The sequence below is a fragment of the Hydrogenophaga sp. PML113 genome, assembly GCF_001777155.1.
GTDB classification, from domain to species: Bacteria; Pseudomonadota; Gammaproteobacteria; order Burkholderiales; family Burkholderiaceae_C; genus Hydrogenophaga; species Hydrogenophaga borbori.
The window spans coordinates 290,829-304,201 of sequence record NZ_MIYM01000001.1 but is presented as its reverse complement, the minus strand read 5'-3'; the positions used below and the strand labels follow the sequence as shown (position 1 = coordinate 304,201).

Below are 13,373 nucleotides of genomic sequence, written 5' to 3'. Positions count from 1 at the left end.
CGGCCCGGCGGGCCCGCTCAGCGCGCCGCGTCGAACTCGGCCTGCACCTCGGCGCGCAGCGCCTCGGACCAGGCGCGGCGGTCGCGCGCCCCCGCGCGCTGCGGCGTGCCGTAGCGCACCACGGCGCGCACCGTGTCCGAGCGCAGCGTGCGCCACACCGACGCGACCAGGGTGTCGTCGCCAATGAACACCGGGCCCGGGTGCGGCTGGCCGCTGCCGCGTTCCAGGTAGCGCAGCGCCACCGGCTGCACCGGTGCGCTGGCCGATATCGCGGCCTGCAGCAGGTTGGCGTGGAAGGGCAACAGCTGGGCGCCGTCGCCCGTGGTGCCCTCGGGAAACACCGAGACGGTCTCGCCCGCGCGCAGCCGCTCGGCCATGCGGTGCACCACGCGCAGCGCGTCGCGCCGGCTCTCACGCTCGATGTACAGCGTGCCCGCGCCGGTGATGAGCGAGCCCAGCAGCGGCCAGCGCTGCACGTCGGCCTTGGACACGAAACGGCTCGGGTGCGCGGCGTTCATGACCAGGATGTCGAGCCAGGAGATGTGGTTGGCCACCATCAGCACCGCGCCGTGCGCGGGCGGCTGGCCTTGCACGTCCAGCGCGATGCCCATGATGGCCAGCATGCGGCGCGACCACTCACGCACGATGAGCTGGCTCTGCGCGTGCGTGAGGCGGCCGAACTCGCTGCGGATGATCCATAGGCCGCGCAGCACGTGCAGCACGGCGCGCAGGGCACGCCAGGCCGCGCGCAGCTGCCCACCCCGGGTGCGCGCCCCCCCGGCCTGGCCGTGCGGCGCGTTCACGCCGGCGCCGCCACGCCCTCGGCCGCGTGCGCGATCTGCCCGCCCACCAGCGTGGCGCGCACCGACACCGGCATCTCGTGGCCCTCGAACGGCGTGTGCCGGCCCTGGCTGCGCAGGGCCGCGGGCGCCACGGTCCAGGGCGCGTCGGGGTGGAAGACCAGCACGTCGGCCGCGCCGCCCACGGCGAGCTGGCCCACGCTGGCCTGCAGCGTGCCCAGGCTGGCGCCCAGCACGCGCTGCGGACCGTGTGTGAGCACCGCCAGCGCCTGCATCAGGCCCAGGCCTTCCTGCTGCGCCCAGGTGCAGGCCAGGCCCAACAGCAGCTCCACCGCGCTGGCGCCGGGCTCGGCCTCGGCGAACGGCAGGGTCTTGGCGTCGCTGTCCACCGGGTTGTGGTCGGACACCAGCGCGTCGATGGTGCCGTCCGCCAGGCCGGCGCGCAGGGCGTCGCGGTCGCGCTGCTGGCGCAGCGGCGGCTGCAGGCGAAAGCGGCTGTCGTAGAAGCCGATGTCCACGTCGGTGAGGTGCAGGTTGTGCACGCTCACGTCGCAGCTGACGGGCAGGCCCTCGGCCTTGGCGGCGCGCACCAGGTCCACGCCGGCCGCGCTGCTGAGGCGGCACAGGTGCACGCGCGCGCCGCCCTTGGTGGCGCGCATGAGCTCGAACAGCGTGTGCAGCGCGATGGTCTCCGCCGCGACGGGCACGCCGGCCAGGCCCAGGCGCGTGGCCAGCGGGCCGCTGGCGGCCACACCCTTGCCCAGCCACAAGTCCTGCGGGCGCAGCCACACGGTGTAGCCGAAGGTGGCCGCGTACTGCAGCGCGCGCAGCAGCACCTGGGTGTTCTGGATGGTGGTTTCGGCCTGTCCGAAGCCCACGCAGCCGGCCTCGGTGAGCTCGGCCATCTCGGTCAGCACCTCACCGGCCAGGCCGCGCGTGAGCGCGCCGAGCGGGAAGACGCGCGAGCGGTGCAGCTTCTCGGCGCGGAACTTGAGCATGTCCACCAGGCCGGGCTCGTCGAGCACGGGCTCGGTGTCGGGCGGGCAGACCAGCGAGGTGACGCCGCCGGCCACCGCCGCCGCGGTCTCGCTCTCCAGCATGCCGGCGTGTTCCTGGCCGGGTTCCTTCAGCCGCACGGACAGGTCCACCAGGCCCGGCGCGACCACGCAGCCAGCGGCGTCGATGGTGCGCGCGGGGTGGAAGTCGGCGGCGACCCGGCCGATGGCGATGATGCGACCGGCGGCGATGGCGACGTCGGCCATCTCGTCGCGGCCGCTGGCCGGGTCGATCACGCGGCCGTTCTGGATCAGGATTTTCATGCGGGTGTCACCTTGGAATCGCGGTGCCGGACGGGATCGATCAGCTCGCGCAGCGCGGCCACCAGGGCCTCGCATTCGGCCGGCGAGCCGATGGTGATGCGCAGGTGCTCGGCGATGCGCGGCTGGTTGAAGTGGCGCACCAGGATGCGGCGCTCGCGCAGGTCTTGCTGCAGCCGGGCCGCGCTGTGGCGCGGGTGCCGCGCGAGCAGGAAGTTCGCGCTCGAGGGCAGGCAGTGAAAGCCCAGGGCCTGCAGCTCGCGCGCGAGCCATTCGCGGCTGTCGACGATGCGCCGCGTGAGCGAGGCGAAGTGCGCCTGGTCCTCCAGCGCGGCCTGCGCGCCGGCCAGCGCCACGCGGTCCAGCGGGTAGGAGTTGAAGCTGTCCTTGACGGTGCTCAGCGCCCGGATCAGGTCGGCGTGGCCCAGGGCGAAGCCCACGCGCAGGCCCGCGAGGGCGCGCGACTTGGACAGGGTCTGCACCACCAGCAGCTGGGGAAACTCGTCGACGAGCGACACGGCGCTCTGCGCGCCGAAGTCCACGTAGGCCTCGTCCACCACCAGCACCGAATCGGGGTTGCGCTCCAGCAGCCAGCGGATCTCGCCCAGGGACAGCGCGATGCCGGTGGGCGCGTTCGGGTTGGGCAGCACGATGCCGCCGTTGGGCTGCAGGTAGTCGGCCACCCGCACGCGGAATTCGGCGTCCAGGGGCACGGGCTGGCAGGCCACGCCGTAGAGCGCGCAGTAGACCGGGTAGAAGGAGTAGCTCACGTCGGGCACCAACACCGGCCGGCCGTGGCGCAACAGGCCCATGAAGGCGTGCGCCAGCACCTCGTCCGAGCCGTTGCCCACGAAGACCTGCTCCACCCGCAGCCCCTGCTGCGCGGCGATGGTCTGGCGCAGCGCCAGCGCCGAGGAATCGGGGTAGAGGCGCAGCCGCTCGTCCACCGCCTCGGCCATGCGCCGCAGCGCCAGCGGCGAGGGCGGGTAAGGGCATTCGTTGGTGTTGAGCTTGATCCAGCCCGTGCCCTGCGGCTGTTCGCCGGGCGTGTAGGCGCTCAGCCCGCGCAGGGGCGGGCTCCAGAAGCGCGTGTCGGGGTCGGGCGCGGGGGTGCTCACGCTTCGTTGCCCGCGACGATGGACATCACCGCCATGCGCACGGCGATGCCGAAGGTGACCTGCGGCAGGATCACGCTCTGCGGACCGTCCACCACGGCGGAGTCGATCTCCACGCCGCGGTTGATGGGGCCCGGGTGCATGACGATGGCGTCGGGCTTGGCCCACTTCAGGCGCTCGGGCGTGAGGCCGAAGCTCTTGAAGTACTCCTGGCTGGAGGGCAGCAGCGCGCCGCTCATGCGCTCGTTCTGCAGGCGCAAGGTGATGACCACGTCGCAGCCCTTGATGCCCTCCTCCAGCGTGTGGCACACGCGCACGCCCATGTGCGACAGGTCGCTCGGCACCAGGGTGCGCGGGCCGACCACGCGCACGTCGGGGCAGCCCAGGGTGGTGAGGGCGTGGATGTCGGAGCGCGCCACGCGCGAGTGCAGCACGTCGCCCACGATGGCCACCGACAGCTTCGTGAAGTCCTGCTTGTAGTGGCGGATGGTGTACATGTCGAGCAGGCCCTGCGTGGGGTGCGCGTGGCGCCCGTCGCCGGCGTTGACCACGTGCACGTGCGGGGCCACGTGCTGCGCGATCAGGTAGGGCGCGCCCGACTCGCTGTGGCGCACGACGAAGATGTCGGCCGCCATGGCGCTGAGATTGGCGATGGTGTCGAGCAGCGACTCGCCCTTGGCGGTGGAGCTGCGCGCGATGTCGAGGTTGATGACGTCGGCGCTCAGCCGCGTGGCCGCGATCTCGAAGGTGGTGCGCGTGCGCGTGCTGTTCTCGAAGAACAGGTTGAACACGCTCTTGCCGCGCAGCAGCGGCACCTTCTTCACCTCGCGGTTGCTCACGCTGGTGAAGCTGGACGCGGTGTCGAGGATGTGCGTGAGGATGTCGCGCGACAGGCCCTCGGTGGAGAGCAGGTGGATGAGCTCGCCGTTCTTGTTGAGCTGGGGGTTGCGGGCGGGGGTCATGTTTGGCTTTCCAGCACGAAGCGCAGGCGGCCGTCGCCGTCGCGCGCGAGTTCGAGCGACTGGCCGGCGGGCACCTCGACATGGGCCATGCTCAGCTGCGCCTCGATCGGCAGCTGGCGTCCGCCGCGATCGACCAGCACGGCCAGGCGCACGCTCGCGGGGCGGCCGTGGTCGAAGAGCTCGTTGAGCACGGCGCGCAGCGTGCGGCCGGTGTAGAGCACGTCGTCGATCAGCAGCAGGCTCGCGCCGTCCACCTCGAAGGGCAGCTGGGTCTGCACGCTGCTGGCCAGGCCGCGGCGCGCGAAGTCGTCGCGGTGCATGACGGACGAGACCACGCCGCAGGCGCCGGGCTGTTTCAGGTCGGCGTGCAGGCGCTCGGCGATCCAGGCGCCGCCGGTGGCGATGCCCACGAGCCGCGTCGCGGGTTCGGCCTCCAGCACGGCCCGCACGCGCGTGAGCAGTTGCGCGTAGAGCGCTTCGGCATCGGGTGGGGTCAAGGCAGGCTCCTCAGGAACTGTTCCAGGATGATGCAGGCGGACGCGGCGTCGGCGTCCCGCGCGCCCTGCGCGTGCGCCTCGGTGGTGCTGTAGCGCTCGTCCACCTCGAACACGGGCAGGCCATGGCGGCCGTGCAGGCGGCGCGCGAACTTGCGCGCCATGGCGGTGTTGGCGTGCTCGGCGCCGTCGGGGTGGAAGGGCACGCCCACCACCAGCGCGTCGGGCGCCCACTCGCGGATGCGCTCGGCCGCGCGCTCCAGGCGCGCGTCGCCGGTGGCCACGATGGTGGGCTGCGGCGTGGCGCTGCGGGTGAGCCGGTTGCCCGTGGCCACGCCGGTGCGGCGCTGGCCCAGGTCAAAGGCCAGGAAGGTCTGCAGCGTGGCGGCGACTTCGGGCATGGCCGGCTCAGGCATGGCCGGCATCGGGTGAGAGCATCCAGGGCTGCTGCAGGCCCAGCAGGGCCATGGCGCGCTCGTAGCGCTCGGCCACCGGGGCCTCGAAAATGATCTCGATGTCGGCCGGCACCGTGAGCCAGGCGTTTTCGGCGAGCTCGGACTCGAGCTGGCCCTGACCCCAGGAGGCGTAGCCCAGCGAAACGAACACGCGGCGCGGACCGGCGCCGGCCGCCATGGCCTCGAGCACGTCCTTGGAGGTCGTCATTTCCAGACCGCCGGGGATGGACAGCGTGGAGGCGTAAACCGACTCGCCGTCCTGCTCGGGGTTGACGGCCTCGTGCAGCACGAAGCCGCGCTCGGTCTGCACCGGGCCGCCCTGGAACACGGGCAGTTCCATGAGGTCTTCGCGCGACAGCGGCAGCTCGACCTTCTCGAACAGCTTGGGCAGCAGGATGTCGCTGGGCTTGTTGATCACCAGGCCGAGGGCGCCGCGTTCGCTGTGTTCGCACATGAACACCACGCTGCGGCCGAACAACTCGTCGGTCAACCCCGGCATCGCGATCAGGAAATGATGGGTCAGGTTGGTCGGAGCAAAATCGGCGGCCATGCGTGGATTCTATGTCCCGCCCCCCGCCCGCCCGGCTTCGCCGGTCACCTCCGCCAGCCACCGACCATGAGCCATTTCGACGCCGGCCTGATGTGGTTCCGCCGCGACCTGCGCGCCAGCGACAACGCGGCCCTGCACCACGCGCTGCGCCACTGCCGCCAGCTGTGGTGCGTGTTCGTGTTCGACCGCGACATCCTGGACCCGCTGCCGCGCGCCGACCGCCGGGTGGAGTTCATCCGCGAATCGCTGGTGGCGCTGGACGCGCGGCTGCGCGAGCTGGGCGCCGAGCACGGCCGGCCGGGCACTGGCCTGATCGTGCTGCACGACCAGGCCTCGCGCGCCATCCCCGCGCTGGCCGAGCGCCTGGGCGTGCAGGCCGTGTTCGCCAACCACGACGACGAACCCGCCGCGCTGGCGCGCGACGCCCAGGTGCTGGGCGCGCTGGCGCACCAGGGCGTGCTGCTGCGCACCCACAAGGACCACGTGATCTTCGAGCGCCGCGAGGTGCTCACGCAGTCCGAGCGGGCCTTCGGCGTGTTCACGCCCTACAAGAACGCCTGGCTCAAGGCGCTCACGCCCTTCCACCTCAAGGCCTACCCGATCGCCAAGCACGCGGGCGCGCTGGCGCCCTTGCCCGAGGGCCTGTCGCGCCCGGTGCCCACGCTGGCGGAGATCGGCTTCCAGCGCACCAACCTCTCACAGCTCGCCCTGCCCACCGGCGAGGACGGCGCGCACCAGCTGTTCGACGACTTCCTGCAGCGCATCGACCGCTACGACGAGGCGCGCGACTACCCGGCGGTCAAGGGCCCCAGCTACCTGAGCGCGCACCTGCGCTTCGGCACCGTGTCCGTGCGCGCGCTGGCGTCCATCGCACACGGGCTGCACGCCCAGGGCAACCCGGGCGCCAGCACCTGGCTGTCCGAGCTCATCTGGCGCGACTTCTACCACCAGATCCTGGCCAACTTCCCGCACGTGGTGCAGCGCGCCTTCAAGCCTGCCTACGACGCCGTGCGCTACGAGCACGGCAAAGCCGCCGACGCCCTGTTCCAGGCCTGGTGCGAGGGCCGCACCGGCTACCCGCTGGTGGACGCGGCCATGGCGCAGATTCTCCAGACCGGCTACATGCACAACCGCCTGCGCATGGTGGTGGCCAGCTTTCTGGTGAAGGACCTCGGCATCCACTGGCAATGGGGCGAGCGCTACTTCGCCGAGCACCTGATCGACTTCGACCTCGCGGCCAACAACGGCGGCTGGCAGTGGGCCAGCTCCAGCGGCTGCGACGCGCAGCCCTGGTTCCGCATCTTCAACCCCGTCACCCAGAGCGAACGCTTCGACCCGCAGGGCCGGTTCATCCGGCGCTACCTGCCCCAACTCGCCGGCCTGCCGGACGCGGCGATCCATGCGCCCTGGAAGGCCAGCCCGGTGGAGCTGGCCGCCGCCGGCCTGGTGCTCGGCGACAACTACCCCCTGCCGCTGGTGGACCACGCGCAGGCCCGCGAGAAGACCCTGGCGCGTTATGCGGTGGTGAAAGAAGCGGGGGGCTGATCGGCCGGCGAGGTTTCCGGTGCCGATCGACCCGTGGAAGGACCCGGCGGGGGCGTTCTACCAGGACGTTCTCAGCGGCCTGGGAGCGTGAGGCGCCAGCGGCCGGGGCCGCCGGCCCTCAGGCGTCGGCGGTGGTCTTGGCGTAGCGCGCCACCAGCACCAGCAGCTCGTCTTCGGAATAGGGCTTGCCCAGGTAGTGGTCCACGCCCAGTTCTCGCGCGTGCTCGCGGTGCTTCTCGGCGATGCGCGAGGTGATCATGATCACCGGCAGATCGGCCAGGCGGGCGTCGGCCCGGATGTTGCGCACGAGGTCGAAACCGTCCATGCGCGGCATCTCGATGTCGGACAGCACCACGGCCGGGCGCTCCACCTGCAGCCGCTCCAGCGCCTGCAGGCCGTCGGCCGCCAGCGCCACGCGGTAGCCCTCGCGCTGCAGCAGGCGCTGGGTGACGCGGCGCACCGTGATGGAGTCGTCGACCACCAGCACCAGCGGCACGCTGGCCAGCGCGGCCTCCGCGCCGGCGTCGCCGCCCGTGGCGGCGCGCTCCGTGGCCTGGGGCAGGGCCGCCTGCTGGCGCACCCATTCGGGCACCTGCGGTCCGTACACCGTGGACAACGCCACCGGGTTGTAGATCAGCGCCACCGCGCCCGAGGCAAGCACCGACATGCCTGCCAGGCCCGGCAGCCGCGACAGCTGCGCGCCCAGGTTCTTGACCACGACTTCCTGGTTGCCCAGCACCTCGTCGACGTGCATGGCCAGGCGCTGGGACGCGCTGCGGAAGACCACCACCGGCAGCGTGCGGTTCTGCGGCTCCTGCGACTGCGCCGTGGACTGCAACAGGGCGCCGCTCCAGAAGAAGGGCACGTCCTCGTCGCCATGGCGCATGTGGCCGCTGGCGTAGGCCGCCTGCAGCTCGGCCGGCGGCACGCGGCGCACGATCTCCACCAGGTTCGACGGCACGCCGAACATGAGCTCGCCCGCGCGCAGCATCACCACCTGCGTGACCGCCGTGGTCAGCGGCAGCACCAGCTTGAACGAGGTGCCCTGCCCGGCGCGCGTGGCGGTCTCGATGCGGCCACCGAGCGCGAGCACGTCGCTGCGCACCACGTCCATGCCGATGCCGCGCCCGGCCAGCTCGGAGACTTCGCGGGCCGTGCTGATGCCGGCCTCGAAGATGAGCTGGGCGGCGTGCTCGTCGTCAATGACTTGATCGGGCGCCAGCAGGCCGGCCTCGCGGGCCTTCTCGCGCAGGCGCTCCAGGTCGATGCCGCCGCCGTCGTCGGCGAACACCAGCGAGACGTCGTTGCGCTCCTGGTGCAGTTCGATGTCGATGCGGCCTTCGGCCGGCTTGCCGCGCTGCTCGCGCAGCTCGGGCGATTCGATGCCGTGGGCCACGTGGTTGCGCAGCAGGTGTTCGAAGGTGCCGGTCATGCGGTCCAGCACGCCCCGGTCCATTTCGATGTTGCCGCCGGTGATGTCCAGGCGCACCTGCTTGCCGGTTTCCTTGGAGGCCTGGCGCACCACGCGGTACAGGCGCTCGGAGATGCCCTCGAACTCCACCATGCGCGTGCGCAGCAGGTCGCGCTGCAGCTCGCGCGTCTGCCGCGCCTGGGCCACCAGGTTGTCTTCGGTCGCTTCCACGGCGCGCTGCAGGTTGCGCTGCAACGTGGCCACGTCGTTCACCGACTCGGCCATCATCCGGGTCAGCTCCTGCACGCGGGTGAAGCGGTCGAATTCCAGCGGGTCGAAGGCCTGCACGTGGTCGCGGGCCTGGGCCAGGCGCGATTGCATCTGCGTCTCGGCCTGCAGCTCGATGTCGCGCAGCTGCTGGCGCAGGCGGTCCAGGTTGCCCGTGAGGTCCTTCAGCGAGGCACGCAGCGTGACGACCTCGGCTTCCATGCGCGAGCGCGAGATGATCACCTCGCCGGTCTGGTTGACCAGGCGGTCGAGCAGCTCGGGGCGCACGCGCACGGCGGCCCCACCGCGCGCCGCCAGCTGGGCCGGCGCGATGGGCGCGACGAAGTGGGCGCCCAGGGCGCTGGTCGCGGCGAGCGGCGCGGCCGGCACCGCGGCCTCGGCCACGGGCTGCGCCTCGGGCGCGGGCTGCGCCTGTGTCTCGGGCGCGGACTGCACCACGGCGCCGGTCTGGGCGTCGGGGTGCCGCAGGGCGTCGAAGCGCGCCACGATGGCGTCGAAGGCGCTTTGCAGCACCTCCAGGTCGCTGGCGCGCTGCACGTCGGAACCCAGGCGCTCGGCCGCGGTTTCCATGCGGTGGGCCATTTCACCCAGGCGCAGGGCGCCGGCCAGGCGGGCACTGCCCTTGAGCGTGTGCAGGCCGCGCAGCACCTCGGCGCGCGCGTTGCCGTCGTCGGGACGGGCGCTCCACTGGCGCAGGGCCGCGCCCATCTGCGGCAGCAGTTCCTGGGCCTCTTCCTCGAAGATGGGGAACAGGTCGACGTCGATGGTGTCGACCGCGTCGATGTCGTCGTCGATGTCCTGGTGGCCGGCGGGCGCCAGTGCGGCGCGCGCCGGCTCGGGCGCGGCGGGCAGGTCCCACTGGGTCACGGAACCGGCGCTGGTGTCCAGGGCCTCGTCGGCCGCCGAAGGTGTCGGCGCGGGCTCGTCGTCGGCCGGCAGCAGCTCGACCTCGTCGCTGACGGTGAGGAACACCTCGTCGTCGGCCGTGGCGGGCGCGGCCGACGGCGGCTCGCCAAAGGCCAGCGGGTCGTGCACCACCCGCACCAGCGACTGCAGCACGAAGGGATCGGCTTCCTTCAGGAAGCCCGCCGCGAACTGGTGCAACAAGCGGCGGATGTCTTCACCGGCGTCCACGAACAGCTGGCCCAGCGCGGCCGGCGCCTGCTGTCCCTCGCGCTGGCGCGCGGCCACCGAGCCCAGCGCGTGCTCCAGCGCGCGCGCGACGCCGGACAGCGATTCGAAGCCGACGGTGCCCGAGCTGCCCGCCAGCGAGTGCGCGAGCGCCTCGGCCGACTCGGGCACCGGCACATGGGTCTCCATGGCCCACTCGGACAGGCTGGTGCCCAGGCGGCGGGACCACTCGTCGGCCTCGTTGAGGAAGACGTTGTAGAGCTTGTGGCCAATGCGCAGCGAGCCGATTTCGCGCACGGGCTCCTCGGCAGGGGCGCTCACCAGGGGCACGGGCATGGACACCGGCTCGGCGGGCGGCAGCGGCGCCGGCGCCGTCAGCTCGATTTCCTGGATGTCGGCAAAACCGGATTCGACGGCCTCGCGCGGGAAGTCCTCCAGCTGGTCGAACTCGGGCGGCACCACGGGCGCGGCCACCGGGGGCTGGTCCCGCGCCTCGGCCGGCGTCGCCTGTGCGGCTTCGGCTTCGGCTTCGGCTTCCGCTTCGGCTTCGGCTTCGGCTTCGGCGGGTGCGTCGGTCGCGGCTGGCTCGGGCGCCTCGGCGGCCGCGGGTTGCGCGACGGCCGCCAGCAGGTCGAGGTCGATGTCGGCGAGCAGCGGAACCTCGAGCGCGGCCTCGGACAAGGGCTCGGGCAGGGGCAGGTCGCCGAAGCCGGTGGAGGGCGCGGCCGCGTCGGCCGCCGGTGCCTGGGCCGGCGGCTCGGCCTCGGCCCCTGGCGGCTCGTCGTCCAACGCGATGTCGATGGGTTCCTGTGCCACGGTGGCGGGGGGCGCCTGCAGGGGCAGCCACACGCCCTGGGCCTTCAGGGCCTCGGCGCTGGCCCGGAAGGGCTGCGAGCGCCAGGCGGACGCCTGCTGGGCCGCGATGTCCCGCACCCAGCGTTCGAATTGATCCAGGGCCTCGCCCGACAGGCCCAGCAAGGCTTCGCTGGCGGGCCGCTGCTCGGCCAGCACGGCGTTGAGCAACTGCTCCAGGGCCCAGGCCGCCTCGCCGAACTCATTGAGGCCAACCATGCGGGAGCTGCCCTTGAGCGTGTGGAAGGCGCGGCGCAGCGTGGTCAGGTGGTCGAGATCGGAGGGCTGCTCGCGCAGGTGCGAGACCGCTTCGCGGCCATTGGCCACGACCTCGCGCGCTTCCTCCAGGAAGATGTCGAGCAGGTCGTCTTCGTCCGTGTCGTCGGCCGCCGGTGCGTCGGAGGGAGCCGCCGGCGCGTCGGGCGCGGCGGCTTCGGTCAGCCCGACCAGCGCCTGCGCGCCGACCGCGGCGTCATCGCGCACCACGGCTTCGGCGGCCTCGCGCGCGGCCTTGGCCACCGCCGGCTGTTCGGCCAGCGCGGCCTGGTCGGCGAGCGAATCCAGCTGCTGGCTCAGGCCGCTGAGGTCGTCCAGTCCACCGAAGACGCTGTCGACCACGCGGCGCACGCCCGCCTGCAAGGCCTCGGCGTCGCTGCGGGCGGGCGGCGAGCGGTCGCGGCCCACACTGGCGCGCCCCATGAGCGGGACCAGGCCGCCTTTGTCCTCGTCGAAGACGAAGAGCTTCTTGGCCAGCGCCGGCTGGTAGCTCAGCATGTCCACCAGGAAACTCAGCGCGCTCAGGTTGTCGCCGAGCTGCTGGAAGGTGCCGGCCTCACGGGCCAGGGCCTCGTCGACCTCGGTGTCCAGGATCTGCTCGACGCTGCCGCGCATGCGGGTGACGGCCTGCACCGCGTGGTCCAGGCCCAGCACCGACAGCACGCCGCGCATCTGGGCCAACTGGGTCACCGCGACGTGCAGGCCCGCTTTTTCCTGCGGCTGGCGGAAGAACTGGTCGAGCGATTTTTCGACCTCGCCGAGCGACACCTTCAGCTCGTCGACCACGCTGCCCATGGTCTGGCGGTCGCTGACGCGGCGGTAGAGCTGCTCCATCCACCCGTCCAGCGGGCGGGCCGCCTCGCCGTCGATGACGCTGCCCAGGCGCTGCGCCAGGTCCTGCGTGCGCGCCGCGAGCTCGGGCTCGGCGGGATCGAAGTCCTCGAACGCGGCCTCCAGGTACAGGGTGGTCGTGGCCACTTCCATGGCGAGCTCGGGGCGCACGCCGCCGGGCTCGTTCACGGCGCGATCGGCCGCCTTGACCAGCGCCGCCGCGAGCGGCGCGCTGGGCGGATGCAGTTTGAGCAGCGACTCGCCAATCAGGCCGAACTGGTCGCCGACCTGGCGGGCCCGGGCATGGTCGCCACCCGAGAACAGGGACCAGGCCTCCTTGGCCGTCTGGATGCGTTTGCGGGCCTGCGCCAGCACGGCGGGGTCGTAGCGGCCCAGCGTGGCCTGGTGGTAGTCGGCCGGGCGGTAGCGCTGCAGCCCATAGGTCTCGCGCACGGCGCCCAGGTGCTGGGTGGCGGCCGCGTCGGCGGGCTGGCTCTGCGCGCAGAAGAACAGCAGGTCGTGCAGCAGGGTTTCCGACACCTGGCCGGTGCCGGCGGCCATCTGGCCGAACTGCATGAGCAGGCGCGACGCCGCCCGCTTCACGTACACGTCGAACGGCAGGCCAGGCCCGCCCGCGGCCTCGAAGAAGGCCGCCGCCACGCGCCAGAACGTGCGCTGGCGCGGCTCCGCGGCGGCGGCGGACATGCCGCCGCACAGCTTGGCCAGTTGCTGGCAGGCCGCCGCGCTCTGCGTCTTGACGACGAGCAGGATCAGGCGGTCGAACAGCGAACGGACCGCCGGGCTGACATCGAGCGGCTTGGCGCCCGGCGGCGCCGGCATATCGATCGCCCGGTGATCAAAATCCCAGAGGTCCGAGGGATGCACGCGCTCGGCGCCCGCGAGCTCCAGCACCTCGCGGTACTGCTGGAACAGCGCCACCGGCTGCACGGGCTTGTGGTTGAGCACCGCCTCGAGGTACTCGACCAGGGCGAAGCTGGCGCGTTCCACCCGGCTGGCGGCCTGCTCGTCGCAACTGGCCGGCTTCTGCACGAAGCGCTGCACCGCCGACTCCATGCCGCGCAGCACCTGCGCGGGCGCGCCCAGGCCGACCACCTCCAGCGCCCCCACCGCCTGGTGCAGCTGCTGGCGGGCCATGCGCAGGGCGGCCGGGTCCACCGCTTCGAGATCGCCGTGGCGCGACTGCTCGTTCTCGCGCACGAACCGCCGAATGGCCTTGTTGGCCGCATCGAGCGATTTGCGCAACTCCTCGAAGACCCAGGCCAGTGGCCCAAGGTCGGTGTTGGGCAAGTCCTGCAGAGCGGATTCGGGCGCTTCGGTCATGGGCCT

Annotated in this window: 9 protein-coding genes; 1 reads left to right on the top strand and 8 read right to left on the bottom strand. The window is 72.4% G+C overall.

The annotated features are described in order from the left end of the window. Positions 1-17: 17 nt before the first annotated feature. From BHU06_RS01355 to BHU06_RS01325, 7 genes are read right to left on the bottom strand one after another with little or no spacing between them, the layout of a single operon-like run. A complete protein-coding gene (locus tag BHU06_RS01355; protein WP_254668098.1) occupies positions 18-803 on the bottom strand; it encodes a 1-acyl-sn-glycerol-3-phosphate acyltransferase in 786 nt (261 codons plus the stop codon). Further along, entirely contained in the window at positions 800-2,119 is a 1,320-nt protein-coding gene (locus BHU06_RS01350) for a dihydroorotase (RefSeq protein WP_070397341.1), read from the bottom strand. Before BHU06_RS01350 ends, BHU06_RS01355 begins: the two co-directional genes overlap by 4 nt. Further along, complete coding sequence (gene hisC, locus BHU06_RS01345) at positions 2,116-3,234, bottom strand: histidinol-phosphate transaminase (RefSeq protein WP_070397340.1); 1,119 nt, start codon at positions 3,232-3,234, stop codon at positions 2,116-2,118. The genes BHU06_RS01350 and hisC overlap by 4 nt, the downstream gene beginning before the upstream one ends. Continuing rightward, positions 3,231-4,193 carry an aspartate carbamoyltransferase catalytic subunit gene (locus BHU06_RS01340; protein WP_070397339.1) on the bottom strand — a complete coding sequence of 321 codons (963 nt, stop codon included), beginning with the start codon at positions 4,191-4,193 and terminating at the stop codon, positions 3,231-3,233. Before BHU06_RS01340 ends, hisC begins: the two co-directional genes overlap by 4 nt. Next, positions 4,190-4,690, bottom strand: a complete 501-nt coding sequence (gene pyrR, locus BHU06_RS01335) for a bifunctional pyr operon transcriptional regulator/uracil phosphoribosyltransferase PyrR (RefSeq protein ID WP_070397338.1) — start codon at positions 4,688-4,690, stop codon at positions 4,190-4,192. Before pyrR ends, BHU06_RS01340 begins: the two co-directional genes overlap by 4 nt. Further along, positions 4,687-5,112, bottom strand: coding sequence for a Holliday junction resolvase RuvX (gene ruvX, locus BHU06_RS01330; RefSeq protein ID WP_070397337.1), 426 nt, complete (start codon positions 5,110-5,112; stop codon positions 4,687-4,689). Before ruvX ends, pyrR begins: the two co-directional genes overlap by 4 nt. Further along, positions 5,096-5,692, bottom strand: coding sequence for a YqgE/AlgH family protein (locus BHU06_RS01325; protein WP_070397336.1), 597 nt, complete (start codon positions 5,690-5,692; stop codon positions 5,096-5,098). Before BHU06_RS01325 ends, ruvX begins: the two co-directional genes overlap by 17 nt. 66 nt (positions 5,693-5,758) lie before the next feature. Here BHU06_RS01325 and BHU06_RS01320 point away from each other — a divergent pair, with 66 nt between their 5' ends. Further along, a complete protein-coding gene (locus BHU06_RS01320; RefSeq protein WP_070397335.1) occupies positions 5,759-7,237 on the top strand; it encodes a deoxyribodipyrimidine photo-lyase in 1,479 nt (492 codons plus the stop codon). A 118-nt stretch (positions 7,238-7,355) separates the two neighbouring features. On the opposite strand, the gene BHU06_RS01315 is transcribed toward BHU06_RS01320, so the two are convergent. Next, complete coding sequence (locus BHU06_RS01315; protein WP_070397334.1) at positions 7,356-13,367, bottom strand: Hpt domain-containing protein; 6,012 nt, start codon at positions 13,365-13,367, stop codon at positions 7,356-7,358. Positions 13,368-13,373: the final 6 nt, after the last annotated feature.

What these genes read in the sequence shown, in the direction of transcription:
- BHU06_RS01350 (WP_070397341.1), bottom strand. Translation starts at nt 2,119, where the DNA reads ATGAAAATCCTGATCCAGAACGGCCGCGTGATCGACCCGGCCAGCGGC.
- BHU06_RS01340 (WP_070397339.1), bottom strand. Translation starts at nt 4,193, where the DNA reads ATGACCCCCGCCCGCAACCCCCAGCTCAACAAGAACGGCGAGCTCATC.
- ruvX (WP_070397337.1), bottom strand. Translation starts at nt 5,112, where the DNA reads ATGCCGGCCATGCCTGAGCCGGCCATGCCCGAAGTCGCCGCCACGCTG.
- BHU06_RS01325 (WP_070397336.1), bottom strand. Translation starts at nt 5,692, where the DNA reads ATGGCCGCCGATTTTGCTCCGACCAACCTGACCCATCATTTCCTGATC.
- BHU06_RS01320 (WP_070397335.1), top strand. Translation starts at nt 5,759, where the DNA reads ATGAGCCATTTCGACGCCGGCCTGATGTGGTTCCGCCGCGACCTGCGC.
- BHU06_RS01315 (WP_070397334.1), bottom strand. Translation starts at nt 13,367, where the DNA reads ATGACCGAAGCGCCCGAATCCGCTCTGCAGGACTTGCCCAACACCGAC.